The sequence below is a fragment of the Kribbella solani genome (assembly GCF_014205295.1).
In the GTDB taxonomy this organism is placed as follows: domain Bacteria; phylum Actinomycetota; class Actinomycetes; order Propionibacteriales; family Kribbellaceae; genus Kribbella; species Kribbella solani.
The window spans coordinates 4,617,046-4,644,010 of record NZ_JACHNF010000001.1 but is presented as its reverse complement, the minus strand read 5'-3'; the positions used below and the strand labels follow the sequence as shown (position 1 = coordinate 4,644,010).

Here is a 26,965-nt window from a genome sequence, read left to right as displayed (position 1 = left end):
GCGGTCAGCTTGAAGTCCTCGTTGGCGGGCCTTCGGGAGCTGAAGCTGCTTGCGTTGGACGAAGAAGCTGTGCGGACACTTGCTGGCCTCAGCGAGGCAGACGCGGACGCGTTCCTGCTCAAGGTGCGGACCGCGGGGCTCGGTGCGCTTCTGGGCAGCCCGTTGCAGATGCTCGATCTTCTCCGACATTGGCAGGAGCACGGCGACGTTCCGGCCAAGGTCGGCGACTCGATGGCCTACTCGGTCGTGCGGCTCATGAGGGAGGAAGGTGCCTTTCGTGAGGCGCCTGTCCAGCTTCCGGACCAGATGCTGGTGGTAGCTCGCAGGCTGGCCGCGTTCGCGATGTTCTGCGGCAACGGTCGCTTTCACCTCGGTGCGAAGGACCATGCGGGTGCGTTGCCGGTACAGAATCTCCCGTCTGATGCCGAGCCTGGCTCGACGGCGAACTTCAATCTGAAGGCGTACAAAGAGGTTCTTGGGACCGTGCTCTTCACGTCCGGGACTGCGGATGTGTTGGCGTTCGCGCACGGGGCGTACGCAGAGTTTCTTGCGGCTGAGTATCTGGTCCATCGGAGGATCGGCGGCGCCAGGCTCAGATCATTGCTTGGATGCGATCCGGATGGCGTTGTCCCGGGAGCAATGCTTCCGGTTCTCGGATGGCTGCTGACCAAGTCTTCAGATATCGACCCCGAGTTGGTCGAACGCAATGCCAAGGGTCTTCTGCAGTCCACGATCGTGGAGGTCGCCGACAACGAGCTGAAGGCGCACCTTGCGAAGGCAGTGCTGCGAGGTACCACCGCCGGTTGGCTCGTTGAGCCATGGGGAATGGATCTGTCGGGACTTGCGCATCCTGGCCTGGCGGTCGAGATTCGCGCTGCAGTAGCTAGTCCAGCCAACAAATGGCAGGCGCTATGGCTGTGCCGCATCGCCCGCGACTGTGTAGTTCGAGATGTGACGCCGGAGCTTCGAAGCCTCGCTTTCGATAATGCGTGGCCGACGATGGTTCGGTCCGAAGCCGTTGCTGCCCTGGCCGTAACGGCTGACGGTGCCACCTTGGCGGGCCTGGAACCGCTGTTGAGCCTGAGCGCCACGGAGGACCCAGACGATGAGGTACTGGGTGCCACTCTTCGTGCTGTTCTTCCGGACCACGTGCCCGCGGATATCATCGCGGCAAGCATCAGGCCGACGCGGCGGCGACGCTACATCGGCTATGCCCAGATGCTCGAAAGGATCCCCACGCTGGTTCGAGCAGAGGACCTGATCCATCTCTTGGCTGCGGCTGGGCAGATGGATCGAGACCTTCTCGATTCGGATCTGAGCCGATACACCCGAAGTCTGATCGACGCGGCGTGGATACATTGGGATCAGCCGGGTATCCCGGCTGCATTAGCTCGCCTTCTTGTGCACCTCAGACCTGCCCATCTCTACGAGGACGGGCCGAGCTGCCGTGGCTTACGGCAGCATCTGGCCAGCGGCGACAACTTGGAATAGAGGTCCTTCACGCCGACCAGAAGCACGGCTACTTGACAGTTACTCAGTGCGGGTTGCTGGTCGGATCTGATGTTGATTGGTTGCTGGACATTCTGCCAACTCTTGCCGGAGATGTGAGGGATGGGGCGGCTCGGACCGTCGCACATCTCGCCGGGAATCCGCCCGACGCGCGAGCCGCGGATCGGATCTTGGATCTCTCCAGCGACCACCCTGCATTTGAGGCGACGCAAGGGCTGCGCGGCGTATGCGCTCTTGACCCTGACCTGGCGGCGGCCGGCCGGGAGATGGTGCAGGCCGAAGGCGCCAAGGACGCGGAGAGGATCGAAGAGGTGCGCCGACGCATCAACGCCGCGGACGGCGAAGCCGTCGAGTGGTGGCGTGCAGCGGTGGCGTTGGCAGATCACCCGGGTGAAGAACTGTTCTCCTTCGATCTGACCGAGCGCAAGTACTGGCATGCTCTGACCCTCGACGAGCAGCAAGGAGTGGTTGGCAGCGGGGTTGCGTTCCTCCGTCAGTGGACGCCGAAGGTAGATGAGTGGGTCGGCTTAGAGTCGAAGCCGCTGGACCTCGTCCTTCCCGACTGGTCCGGTGCGCATCTGATCTTGACGCTGGCTAGCCACCGGCCCGACCTGCTGCGGAACCTGCCGGACGGAGATTGGCAGAAATGGGCGCCGGCGATGGTTCGCGCGGTTCTGCGGGATGGAGCACGAGGTGCGTTCCAGAAGGTTCGCGAGATAGCTCCTGAGGCTGGTCAAGCGGCGATTGATCTCGCTGTGATCGATCTCGCGAGAGACACATCATCGACAACGCTTGTCCATCCGTTAGCTGAGCTTGGCAACCCCAGATTTGTTGAGGTGATTGCCTCAATCGCGCTCGCCGACGATCTACCGGTGGACCGCCGCAAGCAGGCGATGGGGGTTCTCGAGAAGAATCATCCGGAGAAAGCGCTCGAGCTGGCTGAAAGGATGCCGCGCTTGTCCGGCGAGCCTTGGCTCGCGAGCAGGGTCCTTGCTGCTCTGAAGCCAGACATCTTGGTTGGTGCCTGGCTTGGCGCGGGCGCGATCACCGAACCGCAGGCTCTTGTCGATCTCCAGGTGACAGAGCTTGCCCTGGAGCTTCTTCAGCCTTTCGCCGGCCTGCTGTTCGAGGAGAGTCAGGTACCGCAGGACGATGAAGAAAGTCCGTTCTCCTCGGTTGGATCGGTCCTGCATCGGGTGCTTCAGTGCCTGGCTGAGGCAGGTATGACCTCCTCTCTCGAATCGCTGCTGTCGGGCCGATCGCCTGAAGAGGCTGACTACCTCCGGCATTTCATGCAGGACAGCCGTATTCGAGCAGCCGAGCTCGCGCACGGGCCGATCACACCGACTGACCTGATACGGCTTGCAAGCGATGCAGATGCGCGGATCGTACGAGATGAGGCCGGGCTTGCCGCCGCATTGATGGAGGAGCTCGATCGGATCCAGCGGTACCTCGTGGACCAGGACGGCTTCAAGGAGATCTGGAACGGTTACCCCGGTCAGGCTAACGCGGCACCTGAGGCCGAGGACATTATCTCTGACTGGCTCGTCCGGCGCATCAACGAACGCTTGAAGCCACATCTCGTCGCTGATCGAGAACTCCAGGCTACGCATCACAAAGGCGCCGGCACCGGCAGGCGTATGGATATCACGGTTACCAGAACTGGGTCGGGCACCGAGGCACGCGTGATCTTTGAGGCCAAGCGTGTCGAACACCCAGATCTGATGACCGCGCTTCGGAACCAACTGGTTGATCAGTATCTCAAGCCGCTTGGGCTCAGCCGTGGCATCTACATCGTCTACTGGGTGAACGCGACGAAGCGTCCGGAGACCTGGAAGTCGACGCACGACGACCGCGCAGCACTTCGTGTTCGCCTCGAGGCACAAGCTGCCCAACTCGCCTCTCAGGCCACCGTCGATGTCTATGTCCTCGACATCTCAGGACCAGACTGACCTCACCACTCTCGTTTCGAACTAGGGTTCGGGCCCTGCTGGTGCGTCGCGGTCCCGATCGTGTATGTGTCTCATGGCGGCTTCGAGGTGGTCGGCGGCTTCGGGGTTTCGGCGTCTGCGGCCGAAGTAGTCGTCGACTGTTGTTGAGGTGTGAGCGTGCCCTAGTTGGTCGGCGACCTGGCGTGGTGTCTGTCCAGCATTCTCGAGAATAGTTGCGGTGGTCTTCCGGAACACATGGGCCGTCACCCACTCGAGCTCGTCGGCCAACGAGCGCATACCGGCCAACTCCGTTAGCTTGAGGACGGCCGTCCGATCGCTCCGCGTGAGGCTGTCACGTCGACGAGGGTGGCTGACTCCTCGGGCGTCAGCCGGACGCGTCCGGTCTCGATCAGGCTGATTCGAGTCTTGCGCCAGCCGAGCTTTGCAACGACCTGGGTCTGTGTGAAGCCGGCGTCGCGGCGGTGATCGCGAAGCATCTTGCCCAACTGCTGCCGCCGCTGGCTTCCGACCGGTCGGCGTGCGTTGCGCAGGGCCTTCTGGACGTTGTGGGTATCGCGGAATCCGCCGTTGCTGTCGGGGAAGATTGGGGCGTCCAGGGATGTTCCTGGTGTCCAACGGGCCAGAAGCATTTCCAGCGCCCAGGGTGGCAACCCGACGATGCGATCACCGGCTGATGACTTGACCCGTCGCCGGATCAAGCCTTTGCCCTTGATCCGCTGGATCTGATGGCTGCAGTCGATCTCACCGGTCTCGCGATTCAAGTCTTGCCAGGTCACCGCCAGGCTCTCCCCGATGCGTTCGCCCGTTGCCAGCCTGAACTTGCTCAAATCGATGAGGTCGGCCCTTGCCGCCTGCTCGTCCTGCCGGAGCAGGTCGAACCATTGCTCCCGTTCATCGGCCTCCAGCGCCCGCGGTAGCCGCTTCTTCGAGTTCGCTCGGATCTTGATCTCTCATACCGGATTCGCTGCCAGCGCGCCGTGTGTGACGGCGAGCGCGAAGGTACTGGTCAGGATGCTCTTGCAGGTCTTTGCAGTGGCGGCGCCAACTTCGTCCCTGATCGCCTTGATCACGCCGCTGACGCGAGGCGTGCTTGCTTCGACCAGCCGCATTTCAATTCTCGATCACCCGAGTTGCAACTTCCTGCAACTTTTCGCGATCGATCCGGAACCGGCTGTCACTTACAATCAGGTGTTTGTATCAGAATTACGGGGAGGCCTGAGTGAACAGGTACGGCGCGACGCTGGCAGCGATCGGTCTGCTGCTGGCCCTCGGTGCCTGTGGCGGCAGCGACAAACCTGCTGCCGCGAGTAACCGAACGCCGATCATCCCGAGCACCCCGGTAACGGTGCCGACCGAAACCCCACGTGCGACGCCGACGCCGGTGGATCCGACGACCGCGGCCAGGCAGCAGGTCCTCGCCGCGTATGCGGTCTTCTATACGCAGGTCATCAATGGTTTGCGGGACGGCGGCGTCACCTATCCGTACGAGAAATTCATGATCGACCCAGCGCTTACCGCCGCGAAAGACAACCAGACCTACTACAAGGGACTCCGGCGGGCCAAGATCAGCGGCGACGGTCGACTGCTCGAGTCGAAGGTCAGCGACATTCGAGTGTCGAGCAAGTCGTCGACGGCAACCGTCGTGGCCTGCGTGACCGACAACCTGACCGCCGTTGACAAGAACGGCAAGGTCATCGCCAAGCCGGCAGGCAAGATCTCCAGGCGGGACGGACTCAAGTTGGTCAAGGGGCGCTGGATGGTGTATTTGACTGAAACCCAAGACAAGTCGTACGGATGCACGAGATGAAGCTCGCCCGTCCACTCGTCATCGTCTTGTCGTTGGTTAGCAGTCTTACGACTGTTGCCGGGCCGGCAGCAGCCTCGCCCACATGCGTCCCGACGGGCTCGATCACGTCGGGATTCAACACGTCGAATGGCGGTCTGCAGTGCCCGGGCGGTAGCAGCGACCCCGGTGGGAAGCACAGGAGCACTTGGACCAAAGGTGGGCAGCCGCCTTTGTGTGTTTGGGTTGTGCAGCCTGGCTTCGTTCCGGGGCCGGGCGAGCCAAAGGCGGGCAAGGACGGTCAGTGGTATGCGCGGTTCTGCAAGTTCGGGAGGTTCGCAACGCTTGAGCAGTTTGAGGCCGAAACGGCTGGCTGGGACGAGACGGGAAGCATCAAGCGCACCGACCTGATGCGTCGCGCGGGAATCGAGTACCGCTTCTGGAAGACGCCGCCCCCCACCCGACCGAGTGCCGAGCAGGTCATGTATTGGGTCGCGGGAACGTTGCCGTTCCCAGATACGCACATCGCGGTGAGTCCGAAGCCAACCGCCAACGTCGTCAATGTGCCGACTTGGATCTGGCTGACCAATGAGGACGGCAAGTACGAGCCGAGTGCTTACTCGGTGAATTCGAAGGAGATCAGGCTGTTCGGCTACCCGTTGCGGTGGCAGATCGTGCCCAGGATCGCGATCGATCCCGGTGACGGCGGCGCGGCTCCTTCATGCACTGGGATCGGCGTGCCGTGGTCACAGTCCGCCGATCCTGCCGGTGCGTGCACAGTGTCGTACGCCAAGTCCGGACGGTACACGATGACCGCGACAGTCAGTTGGACCGTCCAATGGTGGCTTGGTGGTGTGCCGCAGGGCGATATCGAGGGCCCCGACAACACCGCAACCGCAGCCATCACCGTGAACGAGATTCAGGTCGTCAGTCGCTGACGCGTCGGCCGGGATCGTCAGAAGTTGTCGGCCAGAAGGCGGCCAGCGCCACCCGCCTCCACGAAGGTTGTCGCGAGCACCAAGTGGACAGGCGGGTACGCCGACAAGTTCCGCGCTTCGTGGGTGCAGTGCCAGAAGAATCTCACCAACATCGAAGCAGACCTCTAGCGCCGCCGCAGCAATCCAGAAGAACCGTGAGGCGATGGGCAGCATCGAATCCATGATGTGCACTGCATGAAGCTGCAACAGTGCTCTCGAGACCCGATTTGGTAGCTTCAGCCCCTTACGATGTATTCATGGGGAATGTGCCGAATCCGCTCTACGAGTATCTGCGTGAGCTGCAGAGCGTGGTGCGGGACAAACAGGACCAGTTGAAGGGCAAGCTGGATCGCCCGCTCGCCAACTTTGCTACAGGCAACGTCTGGTCCGGTCCGACCGCCGAACGGTGGGGCGATCGTTTGCATGAGCAGAGGGGCATCTACAACGCCCAGCTGCAGATGCTCGAAGCTGTCGTGTCCGACCGGCTGGCATCCACCCCACCAACGTGCGATGAGGCGGAAGCATTGAGCTGGAAGCGTCGTCTGAACAATGGCTGAGCCGCGGGAGAAGGCCTTCGTCGGGATCGATCCCGCGGCTCTGAAGGCCATGAACAAGGACTTGGCGATCGCACACGCGCTGGTGCATGCCCTCCTCCCGAAGATCCGGGTATCGTTCAGCACGGCGCAGTTGGACACCAGCCCGATCGATCGGATCCTCTCCGTGAGCCGGTGGATCGAAGCGGAACTGCCGAGCCTGCAACGCAGGCAGATCATGGCTGAGCAACTCCAGCACGAGGCGCTGCAACTCGGGCAGAAGCCGGCCATGGTGCGGACTGAGTGGACCGGGAACTTCACGAGTACAGCTGCCGCCGTGGCCAGGGCGAAGCAACTGGCAGCCAAGTACAAGGACGGCAAGCTGCCTCCTGATGTCTGGGCCGAGGTGCAGCAGAATCAGAATGACCCGGATTTCGCGGCAGCGTTCGTCAAGGCTCTCGGACCGGACGCAGCACGTCATGTCGTCGCCGGGCTGGGAGCCGATCCGATGAAGTCGGACAGACTTCCGGCACTTGCGAACCTCTTCGCAACGGCGAGCCACCGCCGGGTGTTCGACGACAGATGGTTTCCGAACTTCCCCGCTGTACCAGGTCTGCTGCCGCTCATGCAGTTCGGGAACTGGGACAACGATTTGCTCGTCCATGTCGGCAACCTCGCGTTGCGTCCGGATCGGCTCGGTATCGACAACGAGCGCACCGCGCAGGTGCTGGCTGCGATTGCCCGGTCGCCGCTTGCCGCCAGCAGGGTGTATCAGGACCACTTTGATCGGATCCAAGCCATGTCACGAGGTCGTTCCCCGGGGTGGACGATCGGCGCGGACTCCGAGCTTGGCGATCCGTTGGGGGACTTCATCCGCGCTGCGACCGTCGATGCCCGGCCGTTGTACGAAGGCCTACGACCGAACGGCTCGAAATCGTCGGAAAATCCGGCCGATACATTGACGCGCAAACTTCTGATGGATCTGATGAACAATCCGCAGCGCGCGGTGTTCAGCGGCGTCCAGGGCGCATACGCGTCGATCGCGACGGCGTACTTCGACGACCTTCAAGCCGCCATCGCGGGTCCACCGGTCCCTCAATACTTCGACAACCCGGATCCAGATCGACCGGGAATCGAGGCACCGGACGCGGCTTGGCGAGCTCTCGTCAAGCAAGCCATGTGGGATCCGAAGAACGCTGCGTTGCTCAGTGCAGTCTTCAGGATGAAGTACGAGGAGAACTCACACGAGATCTCGAGCCGGAAGCTCGACGGAGCTCCGGATGCGACTGGTTTCTCGAACTGGCAGAATGGACAGGTCAGGGGTTGGTTCCTGGCCCAACTGAACGCGGTCAAGACCGATACGGCGCAGGATGCCGCGACGTACAACGCGAAGGTGAAGGAATGGATCGGCTATCTGGCCGACCCGACCAAGGCTGCCTTGTTCGCCGAGGCAGGTCCTGCGGCCGCGGCAGGAAAGGCTGTGGTAGATCTGCTCAAGTCGACGGGCACCAGTACAGTCAAGGACATGGTGGCTGCTTGGTTCGAACGGAAGCCTCCGAGCTACACGACGGACCTCGATTGGCTTGACGACAGCAAAGTCTGGCAGAGCAAGGCGGCCGATCAACTTATTCCGCCGCAGCGGATTCGGCCGGTGACGACCAGAGACGGAACCAGATGGACCGGCGATCCGCGCGTCTACGAGAAGAAGTACGGCGTGCATTTCACCACGGGCAGCCACACGTCGCCGATCATGCCCGTCAACGAAATGTCAACAGCGCAGCTGCGTGCGTATGCTGCATGGCTACAGGATCCTGCGGTACAGCAAGCGGTTTGGAGCCAGGCCTACCCGGACATTCTCGGTTTTCAGGGCGCCGAAGGTAAGTGACGCAGCGGCCGATCAGTTCGGGAGTTCGATCTTGCCGATCATCAACTGGTTGTTGTCCCCCCGGATAAGCAGGTAGAGGTTGCCGCCTCGTACTGCACCTCCGTCTACTGCCCAGGCGCCCGTGGTCACAGACCCGTCAGGTCGAACGATCCGCAGGATCTGCTGCAAGCGGTCCTTGCTGGCTCGTCTGCCAGCCGCTTCGATGATGGCCCGCTGACCGTCGGAGTATTCACCCACCCAGCGGAAAGCCGCTGGGATCGAACGCGACTCCTCGGATTGAGTATGTGTGACGGGCATCGTCAGGAAGCCGCGGTCCGCTGTGATGCTAGCGTGATCGATGAACCTGGGATCGGCATCGAGTGCCTCACCCTCGCGCGTGAACGGGCGATCTGCCACTAGCGCGGCGGTGTTGTCGCGACGCCGGGCAATGGCGCGAATCGTTCCGTCAGGAGCGACCGCCAGCACTCCACGATGTGCTTGGACGAAGATCGTATCGTCCTCGCCTACGGCCAGGCTGTCCAACTCTCCTAGCCCCGGAAGCGGCCAGTCGGTCGCTCTGGTCCCTGGCGGGGGCGCCACCGATCCGACGATGGCCTCCGCGTACTCCTTCGGGCTGAGCACTCCGGCACGTCCGGCGATGGTCGTAATGTGTCCGTTCGCCTCGACCCGGCGAACGAGGTTGATTGCCTGCTGCAGCGCCACGTTGTACGCATCTTCGACGAACACGAGCCGCCCTTGACGGTCGATCGCGATGCCATCGATCCGAACGTCTCCTCGACCGTTCTGAGCGCCTGCCGTTGGAGCCGGCTGCCCGTTGACGATAACCGGCGTCGCTCGGCCATTTCTATCGACCTTCGAGATGCACCACACACGGCCCGCCAGGTGCGAGATGTACAGGTTGCCGTCGTCGGCGACCGCAAGCTGCGAAACATCGGTGATCTTCGGATCGACATCGATGCGAGTCGCAGATCCATCGGGCTTGAACGTCCAGATCAGCACACGTCCGCTTTGAGTCACCATCAACCTGGCAACGCCGTCGCGGCCAACCTCGAAGTCGTTCGGAACCCCGCTCAGGCTGAGATCGAGGGCCTTCGTTGCTGTCGTCTCCGCGCCGCCACCTGCGACGATCGCGACCTGTTCGCCGGCCGGCGCCTTGCTTTGTTCCGTGTGGCAGCCGTTCAGGAGGAGCGTGAGCGCAGCTGCGAGCGTCAGTGCCGGGCGCCATCTCATGGCCGTCATGCTACTGGGCCGGTAGATCTGGTGCGCCGAACTCCGACCGTCCAGAGGTCTTGGATGCGAGCTGTCGCAGCAATTTGCTAGTAGGTTGACCTCACTCGGCGGGTTTGGCGACCTGGATGCGTTCCATTGGCCTGCAGTGACCATCAGAGCGCGGCCGAGCGGTGCCCCGGCGGGAAGGTCTCGAGGCAGCTGTATCCCGAAGATCTCTGCGTCGTCGGACTCTTCCGGTGAGAGCACGATCCCGGCGCGCGACTTGGTCAAGGCGACGACCGGACCGCGATAGATCATGCGGCTCAGGTCTCCCGTCGTGCCTGCGCCGATGACGAGATTCCCGGTGTCCCGCAAGGACGCGACACGATCCACGATTAGGCCCGCTAGCGGACCGTCCTCGCCGAGCAATTCGAGGTCGTCAACGACGATGGCGTACGGCGTCCCAGGTTGTCCAGGACTCTCTCGATCTCGTTGCTGTCAGCACCTGCCTGGAAGACGCCGACGATGCCGTCTGTGCCAGCGAGGTCCTGGAGAGGGCTCCGTCGCGGGGTGATTACGGCCACCTGCCAGTCGCGCGAGACCATCCACTGGGTCATGGTGAGCAGAGTGGGTGCTGCGACCGGACCCGGGGCCGACCACGACGATCCCTGGACCATGTTCTTGCGCGTCAAACGCTCGCGAGCTCAGCGAATCTCCGCTGACCCCGACAAGGATCTCGGTGGTCCGCAGCGGTTCGTTGCCTTGGGCGGCCGCGTCGGTCGCGTCGATCGACGCGGGCAGAGGGTCCACCCGGAACGGGCGGCGGATACTCGGGATCTCGGTGAGAGGAGTTACCTGGGCAGCGATCTCGTGCAACGCCGCGATTTGCGCCATTCCTTCGTCGTCCTCGGTCAACAACGCTACCTGTGTCTCGCGGAGTCCGCGGGCGCGGAAGCCGCGGGCCGGGCGGAAAGTGCTGAGGTACGTCCTTGGAAGGCAGCCCGATCGTCAGGAAGTCCGTCGGATCGGTCATACGGAGTACAAGCCTGTATTCGAGGAGCGCGGAGATAGGGCCGATCATCGCGGTGCGATCAGCCGTCAGGACGACCTTGACCCCGACGGCGGCGCCTTCCTGCAGAATGTGGAACCACGCATCGTAGACCTGCCCCGGCGACAGTCTCGAAGGGGACCTTGAACGCATCCCAGCGGTCGAGCAGGACGACAATGTACGGCAGCCGCTCATCGAACCTACCTCTGCGATGCTGCTCGGCGATGTCCGCGTAGCCGCTTGAGGCAAGGTGTTGCTGGCGGCGACCGATCTCCGCCTGCAAGCGAGTGGTGAGCCGGGTCAGTCGATCGAGTTGGTCACGAGCGACCACCGCTTCGGTGTGCGGGAGGCTGACTAGCGGGAGCAGCGCGTTGTTCCGCAGTCAATCCCGTAAAGGTGGACGTCCCTCGGTTCGGTGAGATGTGCGATCGACGCGGCGATCGCTCGAAGGGCGGTCGAGCGGCCGCTGCGAGGTGCGCCGATGATGCCGAGCGGGCCGGACGAGTTGAGGTCGTACGTCGCCACTTCGCGCGCCTGCCCATGTGGAACATCGCTGAGTCCGAACGGGATCGCCGGCAGACGGCCGTCGTCGCCGCGCCCGACGGCGTCGAGTTGGGCAAGGGTGACACGATCGGCGAGGGGAGGCAGCCACGGACTCTTCGGCGCTGTGACATCGGCGAGGCGTGCGGAGTCCTGCAGGGCGCGCACCAGCAGCGCCAGGTCGGTGGGTGCGGTCGTGCTGTCGTTGACGTCCGCATCGATCGCCAAGACCACCGGTCGCCCGAGCTCGTGCCAGGTCATGGGCTTTGGCTGTCGTCGAGGCTGTAGCGAGCGCGGGGGACTTCCCGCCGATACGGGAGGTCTGGAACGGGATCGACGAGACGTGGGGTGTGTTGCGACGAGGCGGCCCGGTGAAGCGGCCGCGGAAGCTGGAGCGGGCGCAGGTGGGATGGCCCCGCCCGCTACGGGAACTGAAGGACCTGCTGTACGAGGCCTACCTGGACAGCGGCTGCGCCGAGTCTGGATGAGATCGCCGCGGACATGACCAATGTCGATGCCGAAGACCGCAAGGTGACTGGGGCCCCGAGCAGGGACACCATCCACCGCTGCATCAGATCACCGAACCTGCCGCCCAGCCAGGCCGACGCCGTCTCCATCGCGATCGTGCTCGCCCGCCGTGCTGCCTGGAACGAGGAAGATCTGGCCACGCGAGTGCGTGATCTGTGGATCGAGGCCAGGATGCACACCTTCGCTGGCCGGCCGATCGCCGAGTACGACGACCGACTCGTCTTGACGACCTGGAGGTGCACCCGGCCCTCGCCGCCGGCTCCGACGACGGGCTCGGCGGGCTCCCCGCCTACGTCCGGCGGGAGTTCGACGAGCGGCTGGATGCGATGGTCGCTGCGGCATCGGATGGGCCGAGCGGCATCGCGATGCTGGTCGGCGACTCCTCGACGGGCACGGCTCGGGCCTGCTGGGAAGCGATGAAGAACCTCCCGGACGGGTGGCGGCTGTGGCATCCGATGGAGCCTAACCGCGCGCTGCTTTGATCGGGCAGCGCCAGGGGTTCCCCGACGGCGTCATCAACTCACCGTATTACTCACCGGAATGAGCGGGATGGGTCGAGGAACGGTGCTTCACAGCGAGTGCTCTCTATTGGAGAGCGACCAGGTCAACGGCAACATTCGGACACCGATGCGAACCATTGACAGAGCTGGCACGGTAAAGCGGGGGTTAGGGGTTCAAGTCCCCTCACCGGCTCTCCGACCTGGGAAGATAAGTAGCCGCTTATTTCCCGCAGGGCGGCTACTCCAGGTTTACTCGTACCGGACGGGGGCCTGGTACTGCTGCGCGATACCGCCGCTGAAGCCCTGCGGCCTACCTGCGTACGACGGACTGAACGCGGGAGAGCTGTCAGGCGCGCAGGATCTTGTCGAGCGGCCTGCCGGCGGCGAGTTCGTCGACGAGTTTGTCGAGATAGCGGATCTTCTGCATCAAGGGATCGTCGATGTTCTCGACCTGTACGCCGCACACGGTTCCGGTGATGGCGGAGGCCCGTGGGTTGAGCTGGGCAGCGGCGAAGAACTCGGTGAAGGTGGTGCCGGCGGTCAGGTGTTTGTCCAGAGCCGCGGCGTCGAACCCGGTCAGCCATTCGATCACGCGATCTAGTTCGGCCTTGGTACGACCCTTCTTCTCGACCTTCGTGACATACAGCGGGTACACGGATGCGAACGTGACGGTGAAGATGCGGCTCATTCGGCAACCGTAGCGAAGGATTCCATCGGCATCGAGGAAGGTGGTTTTACCGCCTCCGCTGCCGAGCGCCCGAGGAACGTGGCCTCCCGCAAGCTCCGACGAAGGTGTCGCGGACCGTCGCGACGTACGCGACCGGCGTACCGAGAGTCAAGACGACTCCGACCGCGATGGTCAGGATCTCCCGTGTGCGTTTCCAGCCGATCGAGCCGGTGACGAAGTCCGCCGGATTCCCGGAGTCGTAGCTCACCGTCACGGTGTCGCCGACGTTCCTTGCCTTGCTCCACAGCTGAAGCGTCCGGGTCGTCGTGTGCCACGATCCGTCGGCAGCGGTGAAGCCGATCGTCACCTCGGTCTTGTCGCCGGACTGTGGGCCGTTCGGGTACGAATGTTTGGCCACGACCCGCCCAACTGCCTGCTCATGATGTGCACCCAACGAGTTGACGTCTCGCAGCGCCCGCCGCCCCAGCATCGCAATGGCGACACCACCGGCAAGCACGCCGGCCGCCATGGCCGTGAACAGCAACCAGGCGACGACGGCTGTGACACGCTCACCACGAGTTCCCCAGCCCCCGATCGCCATCCGCCTAGCCAACCTGACGTGGCTCCCGCTGTCTATTGCGAACGCTGTCGGCTATCGCGGATGGCAATTGTGAACATCGTCGCCGGCCTGACAGCCCGGTGAAGGTCCGGGAATCCCGATCCAAGGCTGTCGGCAAGCAGGGGAACGATCCAGCGGCGCAGACCTGGCCGCGCGGGTTGTGGATGTGTCGACGAACGGGGTGCGCCAACTTCCGATCGGTATGGAGAGACGATCGCCGGCTGATCGGCGCAAAGATCCTCGGACTCGGAACGTTGCCGAAGAAATTGTCGGCGCCGAACTCTCTCACTGTCCATCCGTTGTCGCGTGGCAGCGGCGATCCGTGGTCGTGTCATCCGGTTGCGGCGAACGGCTCGGCGTACGCTCGCCGCGTCGTGGATTATGGTTGCCTGGAGCAATCGAAACCACGACTCGGCGGCGGGTGTAGTCGTACGTGCGGGGTCGGGTGGTGGTGCGCGTCAGTCGCGTTGGTGGGGTTGGGCGCCGGAGGACCTTGGACGGCTCTCCGGTGGCCGGGTGGCTGTCGCGGACTGGTCGGTGGTGGTCTCGGCCGTGGTGCTGGACTGGGCAGCGGGTCGGGTGGTGGGCGGAGTGACGCCGGCGCCTGCGTGGCGCTGGGTCTCTTCCAGCTGCTTGAAGTGCGCGCGGTTGATCGCGCCGCTCAGGACCATGCGCGCGTCGTTGCCGGCCTCGTGCGCGATGGTCTCGTACTGACCGCGGAGTAGGTGATCCGCCGCCCGGCCGGCGATCTGCCCGAGCCGGCCCTCACCGGCCTCGACGGTCAATCGCGCATCGATCCGGGTGGCGATGGCCAGCGCGGCCCGCTCGGCGACTGCTGGGCGCTCTTCGGCCGGTACCCGATCGAAGTGGCGGCTGGAATCCATGGTCGCCTCGACGGCCCTCTGCAGACGCTCCCCTGGCGCAGCGGACGCCATCTGTCCTGCCAGCTCGGCCGCGGGCCGGCCTGACGGCCCCAGGTCCTGGATGACGGCGTCGAGGAACGCGGGACGCATCGTGCCCTCGACCGACGCGATGAACTCGCGTTCCTGCGTGCTGATCGGCTGTGGCGCGGGGATGAGCTCGGTCATGCGACGGCAGTGAACCAGTCAGCAGGGTCAGGCGTCAAAATCCAGCAGCGGTGAAAGCGCTGCGCCCGAAAATGTATGCGTAGGTGAAGGTATAGCGTCAACAACCCGCTGCGCCCGCGCGAGGACAACCTCGCCGATGTCCCTCGACGTCGTGGTGGCCATGCCGGCTCCTGGCTCGCCTACGACATCGTTCCGCTCGCTATCCCGGCCATCATCCTCATATTCCTGGCCTGCATCACGCCGTTGTACTACCTCGTCGTCAAGGACGACTACTACGAATCCAACTGCCTCACGTAGTGCCGCCACCAAGGATCGTGACCGGGTTTCGCGTGGATGGTCATGTGTTACCACCGCTCCCAACGCAGTACCTGCTCCCGGGGGATTCGGTGGGCCGGTTTGAAGTTGGTGCCGATGGTGAATGCCATCGGGATGAAGGCGGCGAGCATCACCTCGTCGTAGGGCACTGCGAGGGCTTTGGCGAGTTCCCTTTCCAGGGGGCCCTGTGCGGTGGTCCAGACGGTGCCCAACCCGCGGGCGCGGGCGGCGAGCATGAAGCTCCACGCCGCCGGGAGGATGGATCCCCAGGTCATGGACTGGTCGAGTACGGAGGCGCCTTCGGTGCGCCCTTCGATGGCTGGGATCACGAAGGCGGGCACACGGTGAATGTTGTCGTGCAGGTGGCGCAGGCCGTCCGAGATCCGTTCCATTGAGCCGGGGTGGGCGAACATGCGCGGCAGGTCCCGCTCGGTCGGAGGCTGTCCACCTCCGGTCGTCAGCGCGCGGCGGAAGATGTCCCCGACGAGGCGGCGCCGCTCGCGGTCGGTGACGACGATGAAGTGCCAGCGCTGCCGGTTGCGCCCTGTCGGAGCCTGTGTGGCCAGGTCGACGCACTCGTAGATCAGGGAACGTGGAACCGGACGATCCAGGTCCAAGCGTTTGCGTACGGCACGGACCGCGCGACCACCGCTTATTTCCCTCTGCTCGCCGCGGAGCGGTTGGACATCGCCCTTTGCCGGGCCTCGACCGCGGTTGCTCGTGCCGCGGATGCCCAGGCCGGTGCGCTCGGGCTCGGCGTCGGCCAGCATCTTGTGCTGAAGATGCTCGCCGAGGTCGGCCCCTGCTCGCAGCGGGTCCTGAGCCACGAGTTGCGCATCGATCGCACAGTGATGGTCGGCATCTGCGACGGACTTGAACAGGCAGGCCACGTGCGCCGCGAACGAGACGCCACGGACCGCCGCGCCGATGCCGTCACCATCACCGAATCCGGCCGGAAACTCCTGGCCCAGGCCGAGGATGCCGTGCCCGAGTTCCTGGACGGAACCTTCCACGCCCTGACCCCTGCGGAGCGCGGTCAGCTCTCCGGCATCCTCGGCAAACTGCTGCAAGCTCGACCGTGATCAGGGTACGAGGATCTGCCTCGGCACCACTGACGCGAGCGCTTTTCGGCAGGCCCGGATCGCCGGTGTGGTACTGATTGCGGTCCTGGTCGCGGTGAACACCGAGCGGCGTCGGGGGTCCACGTCGATCATGCGCGCCTGTGGTTTGCGCCGGACTCGCATCAGATCCGGGAGGATCGCGACCGCGTTTCCGCTCTCGATCAACGCGATCTGTGCTTCCAGGTCATCGGTCTCGAATCGAACGTCGGGTTCGAAGCCGGCCTCGCGGCAGAGCTGTTCGGCCCAGCGGCGCGATGCGGTACCGGTGGGCTCCATCGTCCAGGGGACGCCGGCGGCGGCCGCGATCGAGGTGATCGCATCCCAGGGGTCGCCCGACGGTGGAACCGCCAGCCGTAGCAGGTCGGTGGTCAGTGGTTGCCGGTGCAGATTGGGGTACGCGCGGGCGGTGTGGCCTGGGTACTCCTCGGCGATGACCAGGTCGAACTCGCGCATCCACGTCTCGTACAAGGCCTGCTCGGGCTCACGCTGCGACATCGTCACCCGAAGCCTCGGATGACGCGCGGCCAGTTCGGTGAGCATCTGCGGCATGAACGCCGAGGCAGCCGACTGGAAGACGGCCAGGCGTACGGTTCCGGAGGCCTGGTCACCTTGCGCGGCGACGTCGGAGGCGGCCGATTCGAGGCGCTGCAGGATGACGGCGGTGTGCTCGACCAGTACCTCGGCGGCCGGCGTGAGCCGGACCCGCCGGCCGACCTTTTCCAGCAGCGGGACGCCGACCTCACGCTCCAGTTGGGTCAGCGCCTGCGACACGGATGACGGGCTCTGGTGCAGTGCCTCGGCGACTCCGGCCAGGGTGCCACGCAGGCTCAGCTCGTGCAGCAGCCGCAGCCGGCGGACGTCGAGAAGATCGGGATGCTGTTTCATCAGTTCTACTTACGGTTTGACTTCGGTAATGATCACTTTATCCCAGGGGTTGCTTGGGCCACGATGAGCACCATGACCCAGCTGAGTTCCGAGGACGGCGTGCTGACGGAAGTCGAGACCCTGGTTCGGCGGTGGCTCGACGATGCCGCTGGGCAACCGGTCGCGCCGGCCGCGCGCCGCTTGGCGGATGTGTTGCGCGACCCAGCCGGCCTTGACTTCACTGTCGGGTTCGTCGACCGGGTGATCCGTCCGGAAGATGTCCGGGTCGCCGCGGCCAACCTCCGCGACCTGGCCCGGCGCGCACCTGGCTTCTTGCCCTGGCATCTGCGCCAACTGGTCCGGCTGGGTGCGCTGCTCTCGGTGATCGCACCCGGCGGGGTCATCGCGATCGCGCGCCGGGAGCTGCGCCGGATGGTTGGGCACCTGCTCGTCGACGCGACGGACGCGCGTCTGGGCCGTTCGATCGCACGTCTCCGGAAGCGCGGTGTCGGGCTGAACCTCAACCTGCTGGGCGAGGCGGTGCTGGGCCAGGCCGAGGCTGCCCGCCGCCTCGAGGGCACCCAGCGCCTGCTCTCGCGACTCGACGTCGACTACGTGTCCATCAAGGTCTCGGCGACGGTGCCGCCGCACTCGCCGTGGGCGTTCGACGAAACGGTGGACCACATCGAGCGCAGCCTCCTTCCCCTGTTCACCCTGGCCGCGAGCTCGCAGACCCCCAAATTCATCAATCTGGACATGGAGGAGTACCGCGACCTGGAGCTGACCATCGCGGTGTTCACCCGGCTGCTCGACCGGCCCGAGCTGCTTCACCTCGAGGCCGGCATCGTGCTGCAGGCGTACCTCCCGGACGCTTTGGGCGCGATGATGCGCTTGCAGACCTGGGCGAAGGCGCGCAAAGACCGCGGCGGTGCCGGGATCAAGGTCCGGCTGGTGAAGGGTGCGAACCTGCCGATGGAGCAGGTGGACGCGACGTTGCACGACTGGCCGTTGGCGACCTGGTCGACCAAGCGGGACTCCGATACCAACTACAAGCGGGTGCTGGACTACGCACTTCGACCCGACCGCGTCGAGAACGTGCGGCTCGGCGTCGCCGGTCACAACCTTTTCGACATCGCGTACGCCTGGACCCTCGCCGGGCATCGCGGCGTACGCGACCGGGTCGAGTTCGAGATGCTGCTCGGCATGGCCGAGGGGCAAGCAGAAGCCGTGCGGCGTACGGTCGGTGGCCTGCTGCTCTACGTACCGGTGGTACACCCGAAGGACTTCGACGTCGCGATCGCGTACCTGGTGCGCCGGCTCGAGGAAGGCGCGAGCCAGGACAACTTCATGTCCGCGGTCTTCGAACTGCAGGACAACCCCGAGCTGTACGAGCGGGAGAAGGATCGGTTCGTCAGCTCGCTGGCGCAGCTGGACAGCGTTGTGCCGGAGCCGAATCGCCGGCAGGACCGCGGCAGCGACGACCCCACCGCCGTCGTGCGGCCGTCCGGCAGGTTCGCGAACGTTCCGGACACCGACCCGTCCCTGCCGCCCAACCGGGCCTGGGGGCGGGCGATCACCGAGCGGATCGCCACCTCGACGGCGGGTGCCGCTCAGGTCGCCGAGCACACTGTCCAGGACGTCTCCGCGCTCGACTCGGTCATGACGCGCGCGGTCGACGGCGGCCGTACCTGGTCCGCGATGTCCGGGACCGAGCGCGCCGCGATCCTGCGCCGCGCTGCCGGGACTCTCGAGGCCGCGCGTCCGGTTCTGCTCGAGGTCATGGCCTCCGAGTGCGGCAAGACGCTGGACCAGGGCGATCCGGAGATCTCGGAGGCCGTCGACTTCGCGAACTACTACGCGGCACAGGCCGAGGAGCTCGATCACGTCGACGGCGCCATCGCGGAACCGGTAGGACTCACCGTGGTGACGCCGCCGTGGAACTTCCCGGTCGCTATCCCGGCCGGCTCGGTGCTGGCCGCGCTCGCCGCCGGCAGCCCGGTGATCATCAAGCCCGCGGGCCAGGCCCGCCGGTGCGGCTCGGTGATGGTCCAGGCGCTCTGGGACGCCGGCGTCCCGCGCGAGGTTCTGCACTTGGTGCACCTGAGCGAGCGCGACCTCGGGACACGGCTGGTTTCCGACGAACGGGTCGGCCGGCTGATCCTGACCGGCGCCTTCGAGACGGCCGCGCTGTTCCGCGGCTTCCGGCCGGACCTGCCGCTGCTCGCCGAGACCAGCGGCAAGAACGCGATCGTGGTCACCCCGCATGCCGACTTCGACCTGGCGGTCAAGGACGTCGTCTACTCGGCTTTCGGGCACGCGGGCCAGAAATGCTCGGCTGCCTCGCTGGCCATCCTGGTCGGATCCGTCGCCCGGTCGGCGCGGTTCCGCGACCAACTCGTCGACGCGGTCGCCTCGCTCAAGGTCGGCTACCCGACGGACCCGACCGTGCAGATGGGCCCGATCATCGAGCCCGCCGAGGGCAAGCTGCGCCGGGCGCTGACTCAGCTGGCTCCGGGGGAGCAGTGGCTGGTCGAGCCCCGTCAGCTCGACGACACCGGCCGGCTTTGGTCGCCAGGGGTGAAGGCCGGTGTCCGGCCCGGCTCGGAGTTCCACCTGACCGAGTACTTCGGTCCGGTCCTGGGGCTGATCGAGGCCGACGACCTGGACCACGCGATCGCCCTGCAGAACCAGGTCGACTACGGACTCACTGCCGGTCTGCACTCCCTGGACCGCACCGAGATCGAGCGCTGGATCGACCGCGTCGAGGCCGGCAACGCGTACGTGAACCGGTCCACGGTCGGTGCGATCGTGCGGCGTCAGCCGTTCGGTGGTTGGAAGAAGTCCGCAGTGGGTGCCGGCGCCAAGGCCGGCGGGCCGAACTACCTGATCGGCTTGAGCGATTGGCGGGTTGCGCCCGCGACCGCCACGGCACCGATCTCTCCGGCCGTCAGCGGGCTGCTCGGCGCGGCGCGGCGCCTCGGGCTCGGGCAGCACGAACTCGACTTCCTCGAGCGCGCGTACGGTTCCGATGCCCTGGCCTGGTCGAGGGAGTTCGGTGTCGCCCGCGACGTGTCCGCGCTGATGGCAGAGAAGAACGTTCTCCGCTACCTTCCGCTCCCGGTCACAGTACGCGCGGAGGACGTCGGCGTGGCGCCTCTGCTCCGCGTCGTCGGTGCTGGAGCGGTGGCCGGTGCGGCCGTGACGGTTTCCACCGCGAAGCCGCTCGATCCGGTGATCCTCGAATCGCTTGCCGGATTGGGGATCGAGTGCCGCGTCGACGACCCGATCGCGTGGGAGCAGGTGCTGCGGGACTCGCCTCCCGCGCGAGTCCGTCTTCTGGGCGGCCGCCGGGAAGAGTTTGCCGCAGCGAGTGCCGGCAGGCCGGATGTGGCGCTCTACGCTCATCCCGTCGTCGAGGCCGGACGCATCGAGTTGCTGACGTTCCTACGTGAGCAGTCGGTCACGGTCACCGCGCATCGGTTCGGCTCGCCGACCGAGCTGGCTGAAGGGCTGTTCTGACGTGCGCGCCGAGGTCACGGCCGGCGAAGTTGGGCCGCGATCGCGTCGCGGACGGCGGTGATTGCCGGCGCGTGACCGCTGCCGCGTCGCACCGCGAGAGAGATGGTGCGGGCCGGGCTGTCCCGAAGCGGGTGTTGCTGCACGCCGGTGGTGTCGCAGGATGCGAGTGCCAGCCCAGGTACGAGGGCAACCGCAGCTGCTTCGGCGACGAGTCTCACGTGCAGGAGCACGTCGGACGACTCGTACGCGACCGTTGGCTCGAAGCCGGCTCGTCGGCAGGTTGCGGTACCCCAGCGCCTGGAGAGCGTCCCGACGGGTTCCATCACCCACGGGCGGGTTGCCGCGTCCTCGATTGACTTCACCGGAGCCGTGGCCGCCGCGATGAGCCACAGCGGGTCTCGCGCGACCGGCGTGATTTCGACGCTCTCGAGCTTTCGTTGCGGGTGGCCGGGAAAGTCTTCCTGGAGTACGACGTCGTAGTCGCGGGCGATGAGGGCGGGAAGCGCGTCTTCGACGGGGATGTGGCTGACCTGCACCTGTAGGGCGGGGTGTGCCGCGGCGAGTGCCCGTACGGCGTCGGGGATCGCCTGATGGGCAGCGGTCTGGAACGTCGCGACCCGAACCAGTCCGCGTACCTTGCCGGAGACGCCCGCGATGTCAGCCTCCGCCTCTTCGAGGTGGCGAAGGATGTGCTCGGTGTGCTCGACCAGGATCAGCGCCTCGGCGGTCAGCCGGACCTTCCGGCCGACGGGTTCGAGCAGCGGCACCCCGGCCTCGCGCTCGAGGATCGACAGCTGGTGCGAGACCGACGACGGATTCAGGCCGAGCGCCGCCGCGGCCGCCGCGAGCGTGCCACGCAGCTGAACCTCGCGGAGCAGCCGCAGCCGATTCACGTTGTACATCCCGGCACCCCGATTCATGAATCTTCTCCATGTGTACTGCTGTCAACCATCGTATCGACGTCATCGGTCGCCGCCCGTAGCGTGGCGTCAACCGATCGAGGAGAAGCCCTGTGACGATGACGAGCAGCACGCACCTGTCCATCGATTCCGACCGCCTCTGGTCCGCGCTGATGGAGCTGGCGCGGATCGGCGCGTACGACGACACGGCGACCGGGCTCGTCGGCGTCGACCGGCAGTCGCTGACCGACGAGGACGCGGCCGGCCGGCAGCTCGTCATCGGGTGGATGAAGGACGCCGGCCTCGAGGTCACGATCGACGAGCTGGGCACGATCTTCGGGCGTCGCGAAGGGCTCGAGCCGGATCTCGCGCCGGTGATCGCCGGCTCCCACATCGACAGCGTCGCCACCGCCGGTGCGTTCGACGGCTGCCTCGGAGTGCTCGGTGCGCTGGAAGTCGTGCGCTCGCTCAACGACGCCGGCCTCACCACCCGCCGTCCGCTGGTGATCGCCGCGTGGACAGAGGAGGAGGGCGTTCGTTTCGGCACCGACATGCTTGGTTCGGCCGTTGCCGCCGGCCGCCTCACACTCGACTACGCCTACGAACTGGTCGACGCCGCCGGACTGCGGCTCGGCGACGAACTGGTCCGGATCGGTTTCAAGGGCGACCGTCCGGCTCGCCTGGACCCGCCGCACGCGTACGTCGAGTGCCACATCGAGCAGGGCCCGGTGCTGGCCGACCAGGGTTATGCGATCGGGGTCGTCACCGGGGTGCAGTCCATCTCCTGGCAGAAGATCACCCTGCATGGCCGGGCCGCGCACGCCGGCACCACCCCGACCGAGTTGCGCGTCGACGCCGGCCTCGCTGCCGCGCAGCTCGTGGTTCGGCTGCGCGAGATGGTCGACTCCGGCGAGTACGGGCAGCTGCGTGCCACCGTCGGCCACCTGCAGACCTTCCCGGGCATCCCGAGCGTCGTCCCTGACCGCGCCGAGCTGACCGTCGATCTGCGTAACCCCGACGATGCGCTGATGACCCAGGCCGAAGCCGACCTCGCGACGTACCTCGAGACCTTGCCGGTGCTTCGGGTCGAGACCAAGCGGATGGCCAAGACCGCGGCCGTGCCGTTCAGCGAGCGGGTACAGGACGCGATCGCCGCGACCGCCGGCAGCCTGGACATCCCGACGATGCGGTTGATCTCGGGCGCGGGACACGACGCTCAGGAAATGGCCGCGATCACGCCGACCGCGATGATCTTCGTCCGCGGTCAGTACGACGGCATCAGTCACAACCCGCGGGAGTACTCCACGCCCGAGGACTGCGCCGCGGGGATCACCGTCCTGGCCAACACCGTCCTCCGTCTGGCCGCCGAGTGAGCCGGCGCCCCTGGGCCACCAACCCGATGGCAGGTTCGTGGGCTGCACCAACGTTGGCCGCACCAGCGCTGGAGTTCCACCAAAGCATCCCGGGCTACTCGCCCACGCCGCTGGTCGCGGTGCCCGCGCTTGCCGAGTCCCTCGGTGCGGAACAGGTGTGGATCAAGGACGAGTCAGACCGCTTCGGCCTGCCGGCCTTCAAGGTCCTCGGCGCGTCGTGGGCGACCAACCTGGCGGTCAGCGCCCGGGCGGGCCGGCCGCCGGCCCGGACGTTCGCCGAACTCTCCGCGACTACGGCACTGCTGACCCGACCGGCACCGCTGACGGTGGTGACCGCGACGGACGGCAACCACGGCCGTGCTCTCGCCCACATCGCCAGGCTTCTCGGCCTGACCGCCCGCATCTACGTCCCGGCCGGTCTGCCGGCCGGGACGCTGCGGGCGATCGGAGACGAAGGTGCCCAGGTCGTCGAGACCGGCCAGGTGTACGACGAGGCCGTACGGATCGCCAACGAGTCGTGCACCGACGCGGAGCTGTTGATCCAGGACACGGCGTGGACCGGTTATGAGGAAGTGCCTCGCTGGATCGTCGCCGGGTACTCGACCTTGTTCGCGGAGATCGACGTACAACTCGGTACAAGCCCTGGCCTGGTCGTCGTACCGACCGGCGTCGGCTCACTCCTGCAGGCCGCGATCGAGCACTACCGAGCCTCCGGGCGCGACGGACGAACGGCGATCCTCGCCGTCGAACCGGCGACCGCCGCATGTGTCACTGCTTCGCTCGGGGCCGGCAAGCCCGTGTCGGTCGACACCGCGGCGCCGACCGTCATGGCCGGCCTCAATTGCGGCACGGTGTCGTCCACGGCGTGGCCTGTCATCGAGCGCGGCCTCGATGCCGGGATCGGCGTGAGCGATGCCGAGACCATGGCCGCGCTCGGAGTCCTCCAGCAGCATGGCCTGTCGGTCGGACCGTGCGGCGCGGCGGCTCTGGCCGGGCTTCAGGCCGCCGCAGGCCTGTCCGGGGGAGCGCAGGCCGTCGGACTCGGCCCCACCACCCGTGCCGTCCTTGTCAGCACAGAGGGCATTCAGATCGACCTTGGCGTTCCGCTGACCACCAACTTGAAGGATTGAGATCATGACGACCACCGCTACCGCAGCCGCGCGCGTCGCTACCAAACGGCACCTGCTGATGTGCCCGCCGGAACACTTCACCGTCAGGTACGAAATCAACCCATGGATGAATGTCGACGTCGCGGTCGATCACGGTCTGGCGAACCGTCAGTGGGAGCGCCTGCGCCAGATCTACGAGGAACTCGGCCATCGGGTGGACGTGATGGCGGCACTGCCCGGGCTGCCCGACATGGTCTTCACCGCCAATGCCGGAGTGGTCCACAACGGGCGCGCCCTCGTCTCCAACTTCACCCACCCGGAGCGACAGCCGGAGAGTGAAGGCTTCCTCGGCTGGTTCCGCGAGGCCGGCTTCCGGCCCGCTTCGATCGCCGCCACGCGGAACGAAGGTGAGGGCGACGTGCTCACCGTCGGTCGCCTGATGCTGGCCGGAGTCGGCCCGCGAACCGCACGCGCGTCGCATCAAGAACTCCGCGAGTTCTTCGACGTACCCGTCATCACGCTCGAGCTTGTCGACCCTCGCTTCTATCACCTGGACACCGCCATGTCCGTTCTGGACGAGCGGACCGTGGCGTACTATCCGGGCGCGTTCTCGCAGGCCGCCGTGGCAGTCATCGAGCAGCTGTTCCCCGGCGCGATCCGGGCCACCGAAGAAGACGCTTGTGGCTTCGGGCTCAACGCGATGTCCGACGGCCGCAACGTCGTGATGTCCGATCGCGCTCCGGGTCTGACGAAGCAGCTCGAGGCGGCCGGTTTCCATCCGATCACGACCGACATGAGCGAACTCCTCAAGTCCGGCGGCAGCGTCAAGTGCTGCACCCTGGAGCTGCGCTCATGAGCGTTCCGTACGTAGATGTGGCACACCTGACCCGATGGGTCACCGACCGCGGCGTCGAACGGATCCTTCGGGAGCTGACTGACGCCATCGAGACGGAGTTCCTGCGCTGGCGCGAATTCGACAAGACCGCGCGCGTCGCCAGTCACTCGGCGAATGGTGTGGTCGAACTGATGCCGATCAGCGACGGGCGCACCTATGCGTTCAAGTACGTCAACGGTCACCCCAAGAACCCCGAACGCGGATTCCAGACCGTCACCGCGCTGGGCATGCTCGCTGATGTCAGCAACGGATACCCCACCCTGCTGGCCGAGATGACCATCCTGACCGCGCTCCGCACGGCGGCGACATCGGCGCTCGCCGCTCGGGCGCTGGCCCGCCCCGACTCGTCGGTGATGGCGATGATCGGCTGCGGTTCGCAGGCAGAGTTCCAGGCACTTGGGTTCCGCGCCGTACTCGGGATCAACGAACTGCGCATTTGGGACGTCGACGACCGGGCAATGGACAAGCTGGAGGCGAACGCCCTCGAGCTTGGCTTCACCGTGCATCGCGCCGGCAGCGCCGACGACGCCTGCGCCGGCGCCGACATCATCACCACGTGTACCGCGGACAAGGCGAATGCCGTCGTCCTGCGCGGGGCGTCGGTGCAGGCCGGCGTGCACGTCAACGCGGTCGGCGGCGACTGCCCGGGCAAGACGGAACTCGATCCGGGGATCGTTTCCGAAGCCGACGTGTTCGTCGAGTACACGCCGCAGACGCGGATCGAAGGTGAGATCCAGCGACAGGCGGCCGACTTCCCGGTCACGGAACTGTGGGAGGTGCTCAGCGGCCGAAGTCCCGGCCGCCGTGACCGGTCGTCCGTGACGGTCTTCGACTCGGTCGGATTCGCGATCGAGGACTTCGCGGCCTTGCGCTACCTCGCCGAATCGGTTTCGGGGACGGCGTACGCGACGACCGCCGACCTCATCGCGAACCCAGCGGACCCCAAGAACCTGTTTGCTCTCGTGGCACGCTCCAATGCCGCGGTCGGCTGACCAGTCGAAGGATCGCGATGAGTATCCAGGCCCCCCACGCCGTAGTGATGGTTCGCCCAACGAAGTTCACCCCGAACCCAGCAACGATTGCCGACAACCTCTTCCAGCCCCGCGAACCGATCGAGCCCTCGGCCGGCCTCGCCACCAAGGCGTATGCCGAAGTGACCCGGATGGCCGAGCAGCTCCGGGAGGTCGGTGTCACCGTCCACCTGTTCGACGATCACGAGACCGACCGGCCGGACAGTGTCTTCCCCAACAACTGGTTCTCCACTCATCCGGACGGAAGAATCGCGCTCTATCCGATGTACTCACCAAGCCGGCGGACGGAACGCCGGCTCGACGTCCTGGCCGCGCTGCGCACCGAGTTCCGGGTGAACGTGGTGCACGACTATTCGGTGCTGGAGGACGACGGACTGTTCCTCGAGGGCACCGGGTCGATGGTGCTGGATCATCCCCAGCGCACGGCCTACGTCGCGCGGTCCTTCCGCTCGCACGATCGAGCGGTTGAGATGGTGTGTCGTGACCTCGGCTACCGGCCGATCCTGTTCTCGACCCAGGACCTGCGCGGAACTCCGATCTACCACACGAACGTGATGATGTCGGTCGGAACCGACGTAGCCCTCGTCGCCTTGGAGTCGATCGCCGATGCCGGCGAGCGGCGGGCCGTACGGACCTCATTGGAGGCGTCCGGTCGGGACATCGTCGCGCTCGGCGGCGCCCAGCTGGACGAATTCGCGGGGAACACGATCGAGTTGACGGGCCGAGCGGGCCGCTACCTGGTCATCTCCGCCCGCGCCGTCAAGACACTCACGGCGCACCAGCGTCGCCATCTCGAGCGCTACCTCGAACTGATGCCCATCTCCGTCCCGACTGTCGAGCTGGCGGGTGGCTCCGTGCGCTGCATGATCGCGACGATCCATCTTCCCGCCCGCGGTGCGATGGTTGGGCAGGGCGCGCCCTGCCCGGCTGGGTGTTGAGCCGGGCATCAATCGCCTCACACGATTGCCGCCGGCGTGGTCTCCACAAGGGGATCTCGCCGG

At 65.8% G+C, this 26,965-nt stretch carries 27 protein-coding genes; 15 read left to right on the top strand and 12 right to left on the bottom strand.

Going from position 1 to position 26,965, the window contains the following annotated elements; all coding sequences use genetic code 11:
• Nucleotides 1-54 precede the first annotated feature (54 nt).
• Together HDA44_RS21140 and HDA44_RS21135 are read left to right on the top strand one after the other, a co-directional pair.
• A complete protein-coding gene (locus HDA44_RS21140) occupies nt 55-1,491 on the top strand; it encodes an NACHT domain-containing protein (RefSeq protein ID WP_184837013.1) in 1,437 nt (478 codons plus the stop codon).
• Nucleotides 1,492-1,679: 188 nt separating this feature from the next.
• Nucleotides 1,680-3,461, top strand: a complete 1,782-nt coding sequence (locus HDA44_RS21135; RefSeq protein ID WP_184837011.1) for a hypothetical protein — start codon at nt 1,680-1,682, stop codon at nt 3,459-3,461.
• A 21-nt stretch (nt 3,462-3,482) separates the two neighbouring features.
• Here HDA44_RS21135 and HDA44_RS38955 read toward each other — a convergent pair whose 3' ends face one another.
• The 3 genes from HDA44_RS38955 to HDA44_RS21125 form a co-directional block, all read right to left on the bottom strand.
• Nucleotides 3,483-3,737, bottom strand: a complete 255-nt coding sequence (locus HDA44_RS38955) for a tyrosine-type recombinase/integrase (protein WP_420488540.1) — start codon at nt 3,735-3,737, stop codon at nt 3,483-3,485.
• A gap of 14 nt (nt 3,738-3,751) precedes the next feature.
• Nucleotides 3,752-4,288: a helix-turn-helix domain-containing protein gene (locus HDA44_RS36750; protein WP_202887473.1), complete on the bottom strand. Its 537-nt coding sequence runs from the start codon at nt 4,286-4,288 to the stop codon at nt 3,752-3,754.
• 123 nt (nt 4,289-4,411) lie between these two features.
• Complete coding sequence (locus HDA44_RS21125; protein WP_184837009.1) at nt 4,412-4,570, bottom strand: hypothetical protein; 159 nt, start codon at nt 4,568-4,570, stop codon at nt 4,412-4,414.
• Nucleotides 4,571-4,680: 110 nt separating this feature from the next.
• Here HDA44_RS21125 and HDA44_RS21120 point away from each other — a divergent pair, with 110 nt between their 5' ends.
• From HDA44_RS21120 to HDA44_RS21105, 4 genes are all read left to right on the top strand, one after another.
• Nucleotides 4,681-5,268, top strand: coding sequence for a hypothetical protein (locus HDA44_RS21120; protein ID WP_184837007.1), 588 nt, complete (start codon nt 4,681-4,683; stop codon nt 5,266-5,268).
• Nucleotides 5,269-5,492: 224 nt separating this feature from the next.
• Nucleotides 5,493-6,182, top strand: a complete 690-nt coding sequence (locus HDA44_RS21115) for a hypothetical protein (RefSeq protein ID WP_184837005.1) — start codon at nt 5,493-5,495, stop codon at nt 6,180-6,182.
• Nucleotides 6,183-6,478: 296 nt separating this feature from the next.
• Nucleotides 6,479-6,778 (top strand): hypothetical protein, encoded by a 300-nt coding sequence (locus HDA44_RS21110; RefSeq protein ID WP_184837003.1) that lies wholly within the window; start codon nt 6,479-6,481, stop codon nt 6,776-6,778.
• A complete protein-coding gene (locus HDA44_RS21105) occupies nt 6,771-8,639 on the top strand; it encodes a hypothetical protein (RefSeq protein WP_184837001.1) in 1,869 nt (622 codons plus the stop codon). Before HDA44_RS21110 ends, HDA44_RS21105 begins: the two co-directional genes overlap by 8 nt.
• A 12-nt stretch (nt 8,640-8,651) precedes the next feature.
• On the opposite strand, the gene HDA44_RS21100 is transcribed toward HDA44_RS21105, so the two are convergent.
• From HDA44_RS21100 to HDA44_RS21090, 3 genes are all read right to left on the bottom strand, one after another.
• The gene (locus tag HDA44_RS21100; protein ID WP_184836999.1) at nt 8,652-9,869 is read right to left on the bottom strand and encodes an NHL repeat-containing protein; all 1,218 of its coding nucleotides are present in this window, start codon (nt 9,867-9,869) and stop codon (nt 8,652-8,654) included.
• Nucleotides 9,870-10,252: 383 nt separating this feature from the next.
• Nucleotides 10,253-10,465: a hypothetical protein gene (locus HDA44_RS21095; protein ID WP_184836997.1), complete on the bottom strand. Its 213-nt coding sequence runs from the start codon at nt 10,463-10,465 to the stop codon at nt 10,253-10,255.
• 785 nt (nt 10,466-11,250) lie between these two features.
• Nucleotides 11,251-11,697: an FtsK/SpoIIIE domain-containing protein gene (locus HDA44_RS21090; protein ID WP_184836995.1), complete on the bottom strand. Its 447-nt coding sequence runs from the start codon at nt 11,695-11,697 to the stop codon at nt 11,251-11,253.
• A gap of 5 nt (nt 11,698-11,702) precedes the next feature.
• On the opposite strand from HDA44_RS21090, the gene HDA44_RS21085 reads away from it, so the two are divergent.
• Both HDA44_RS21085 and HDA44_RS21080 read left to right on the top strand, forming a co-directional pair.
• Nucleotides 11,703-11,924, top strand: a complete 222-nt coding sequence (locus HDA44_RS21085; RefSeq protein WP_184836993.1) for a hypothetical protein — start codon at nt 11,703-11,705, stop codon at nt 11,922-11,924.
• Between the two features lie 195 nt (nt 11,925-12,119).
• Nucleotides 12,120-12,446 carry a hypothetical protein gene (locus tag HDA44_RS21080; RefSeq protein WP_184836991.1) on the top strand — a complete coding sequence of 109 codons (327 nt, stop codon included), beginning with the start codon at nt 12,120-12,122 and terminating at the stop codon, nt 12,444-12,446.
• A 364-nt stretch (nt 12,447-12,810) separates the two neighbouring features.
• Here HDA44_RS21080 and HDA44_RS21075 read toward each other — a convergent pair whose 3' ends face one another.
• The 4 genes from HDA44_RS21075 to HDA44_RS37420 all read right to left on the bottom strand — a co-directional run bounded on the left by HDA44_RS21075 (nt 12,811) and on the right by HDA44_RS37420 (nt 15,923).
• Entirely contained in the window at nt 12,811-13,152 is a 342-nt protein-coding gene (locus tag HDA44_RS21075) for a DUF2200 domain-containing protein (RefSeq protein WP_184836989.1), read from the bottom strand.
• Between the two features lie 46 nt (nt 13,153-13,198).
• Entirely contained in the window at nt 13,199-13,732 is a 534-nt protein-coding gene (locus HDA44_RS21070) for a DUF3592 domain-containing protein (RefSeq protein WP_184836987.1), read from the bottom strand.
• A gap of 476 nt (nt 13,733-14,208) precedes the next feature.
• Nucleotides 14,209-14,838, bottom strand: a complete 630-nt coding sequence (locus HDA44_RS21065) for a hypothetical protein (RefSeq protein ID WP_184836985.1) — start codon at nt 14,836-14,838, stop codon at nt 14,209-14,211.
• A gap of 344 nt (nt 14,839-15,182) precedes the next feature.
• Nucleotides 15,183-15,923 (bottom strand): nitroreductase family protein, encoded by a 741-nt coding sequence (locus HDA44_RS37420; RefSeq protein ID WP_420488539.1) that lies wholly within the window; start codon nt 15,921-15,923, stop codon nt 15,183-15,185.
• Nucleotides 15,924-15,935: 12 nt separating this feature from the next.
• Here HDA44_RS37420 and HDA44_RS38950 point away from each other — a divergent pair, with 12 nt between their 5' ends.
• Nucleotides 15,936-16,235, top strand: coding sequence for a MarR family winged helix-turn-helix transcriptional regulator (locus HDA44_RS38950; protein WP_420488538.1), 300 nt, complete (start codon nt 15,936-15,938; stop codon nt 16,233-16,235).
• Here the strand turns inward: HDA44_RS38950 and HDA44_RS21050 are convergent, their stop codons facing one another.
• The gene (locus HDA44_RS21050; protein WP_184836983.1) at nt 16,236-17,159 is read right to left on the bottom strand and encodes a LysR substrate-binding domain-containing protein; all 924 of its coding nucleotides are present in this window, start codon (nt 17,157-17,159) and stop codon (nt 16,236-16,238) included.
• 72 nt (nt 17,160-17,231) lie between these two features.
• Here HDA44_RS21050 and HDA44_RS21045 point away from each other — a divergent pair, with 72 nt between their 5' ends.
• Nucleotides 17,232-20,657 (top strand): bifunctional proline dehydrogenase/L-glutamate gamma-semialdehyde dehydrogenase, encoded by a 3,426-nt coding sequence (locus HDA44_RS21045; protein WP_184836981.1) that lies wholly within the window; start codon nt 17,232-17,234, stop codon nt 20,655-20,657.
• Between the two features lie 14 nt (nt 20,658-20,671).
• Here HDA44_RS21045 and HDA44_RS21040 read toward each other — a convergent pair whose 3' ends face one another.
• Complete coding sequence (locus HDA44_RS21040; protein WP_202887469.1) at nt 20,672-21,577, bottom strand: LysR family transcriptional regulator; 906 nt, start codon at nt 21,575-21,577, stop codon at nt 20,672-20,674.
• 98 nt (nt 21,578-21,675) lie between these two features.
• Here HDA44_RS21040 and HDA44_RS21035 point away from each other — a divergent pair, with 98 nt between their 5' ends.
• Genes HDA44_RS21035 through ctlX form a run of 5 tightly spaced genes read left to right on the top strand, consistent with a single transcriptional unit; the run spans nt 21,676 to nt 26,902 of the window.
• Nucleotides 21,676-22,929: a M20 family metallo-hydrolase gene (locus HDA44_RS21035; RefSeq protein WP_184843999.1), complete on the top strand. Its 1,254-nt coding sequence runs from the start codon at nt 21,676-21,678 to the stop codon at nt 22,927-22,929.
• Between the two features lie 53 nt (nt 22,930-22,982).
• The gene (locus HDA44_RS21030; RefSeq protein WP_202887467.1) at nt 22,983-24,059 is read left to right on the top strand and encodes a diaminopropionate ammonia-lyase; all 1,077 of its coding nucleotides are present in this window, start codon (nt 22,983-22,985) and stop codon (nt 24,057-24,059) included.
• 4 nt (nt 24,060-24,063) lie between these two features.
• On the top strand, nt 24,064-24,894 hold the full coding sequence (gene ddaH / locus HDA44_RS21025; protein WP_184836977.1) for a dimethylargininase: 831 nt from the start codon (nt 24,064-24,066) through the stop codon (nt 24,892-24,894).
• Nucleotides 24,891-25,925 (top strand): ornithine cyclodeaminase, encoded by a 1,035-nt coding sequence (locus HDA44_RS21020; protein ID WP_184836975.1) that lies wholly within the window; start codon nt 24,891-24,893, stop codon nt 25,923-25,925. The genes ddaH and HDA44_RS21020 overlap by 4 nt, the downstream gene beginning before the upstream one ends.
• A 17-nt stretch (nt 25,926-25,942) precedes the next feature.
• Nucleotides 25,943-26,902, top strand: a complete 960-nt coding sequence (gene ctlX / locus HDA44_RS21015; RefSeq protein WP_184836973.1) for a citrulline utilization hydrolase CtlX — start codon at nt 25,943-25,945, stop codon at nt 26,900-26,902.
• Nucleotides 26,903-26,965: the final 63 nt, after the last annotated feature.

What these genes read in the sequence shown, in the direction of transcription:
- HDA44_RS21125 (WP_184837009.1), bottom strand. Translation starts at nt 4,570, where the DNA reads ATGCGGCTGGTCGAAGCAAGCACGCCTCGCGTCAGCGGCGTGATCAAG.
- HDA44_RS21100 (WP_184836999.1), bottom strand. Translation starts at nt 9,869, where the DNA reads ATGAGATGGCGCCCGGCACTGACGCTCGCAGCTGCGCTCACGCTCCTC.
- HDA44_RS38955 (WP_420488540.1), bottom strand. Translation starts at nt 3,737, where the DNA reads ATGCGCTCGTTGGCCGACGAGCTCGAGTGGGTGACGGCCCATGTGTTC.
- HDA44_RS21095 (WP_184836997.1), bottom strand. Translation starts at nt 10,465, where the DNA reads ATGACCCAGTGGATGGTCTCGCGCGACTGGCAGGTGGCCGTAATCACC.
- HDA44_RS21050 (WP_184836983.1), bottom strand. Translation starts at nt 17,159, where the DNA reads ATGAAACAGCATCCCGATCTTCTCGACGTCCGCCGGCTGCGGCTGCTG.
- HDA44_RS21040 (WP_202887469.1), bottom strand. Translation starts at nt 21,577, where the DNA reads ATGAATCGGGGTGCCGGGATGTACAACGTGAATCGGCTGCGGCTGCTC.
- ctlX (WP_184836973.1), top strand. Translation starts at nt 25,943, where the DNA reads ATGAGTATCCAGGCCCCCCACGCCGTAGTGATGGTTCGCCCAACGAAG.
- HDA44_RS21045 (WP_184836981.1), top strand. Translation starts at nt 17,232, where the DNA reads ATGACCCAGCTGAGTTCCGAGGACGGCGTGCTGACGGAAGTCGAGACC.
- HDA44_RS21020 (WP_184836975.1), top strand. Translation starts at nt 24,891, where the DNA reads ATGAGCGTTCCGTACGTAGATGTGGCACACCTGACCCGATGGGTCACC.
- HDA44_RS21075 (WP_184836989.1), bottom strand. Translation starts at nt 13,152, where the DNA reads ATGAGCCGCATCTTCACCGTCACGTTCGCATCCGTGTACCCGCTGTAT.
- HDA44_RS21035 (WP_184843999.1), top strand. Translation starts at nt 21,676, where the DNA reads ATGACGAGCAGCACGCACCTGTCCATCGATTCCGACCGCCTCTGGTCC.
- HDA44_RS38950 (WP_420488538.1), top strand. Translation starts at nt 15,936, where the DNA reads ATGCTCGCCGAGGTCGGCCCCTGCTCGCAGCGGGTCCTGAGCCACGAG.
- HDA44_RS21110 (WP_184837003.1), top strand. Translation starts at nt 6,479, where the DNA reads ATGGGGAATGTGCCGAATCCGCTCTACGAGTATCTGCGTGAGCTGCAG.
- ddaH (WP_184836977.1), top strand. Translation starts at nt 24,064, where the DNA reads ATGACGACCACCGCTACCGCAGCCGCGCGCGTCGCTACCAAACGGCAC.
- HDA44_RS21090 (WP_184836995.1), bottom strand. Translation starts at nt 11,697, where the DNA reads ATGACCTGGCACGAGCTCGGGCGACCGGTGGTCTTGGCGATCGATGCG.
- HDA44_RS21070 (WP_184836987.1), bottom strand. Translation starts at nt 13,732, where the DNA reads ATGGCGATCGGGGGCTGGGGAACTCGTGGTGAGCGTGTCACAGCCGTC.
- HDA44_RS21105 (WP_184837001.1), top strand. Translation starts at nt 6,771, where the DNA reads ATGGCTGAGCCGCGGGAGAAGGCCTTCGTCGGGATCGATCCCGCGGCT.
- HDA44_RS21065 (WP_184836985.1), bottom strand. Translation starts at nt 14,838, where the DNA reads ATGACCGAGCTCATCCCCGCGCCACAGCCGATCAGCACGCAGGAACGC.
- HDA44_RS37420 (WP_420488539.1), bottom strand. Translation starts at nt 15,923, where the DNA reads ATGCTGGCCGACGCCGAGCCCGAGCGCACCGGCCTGGGCATCCGCGGC.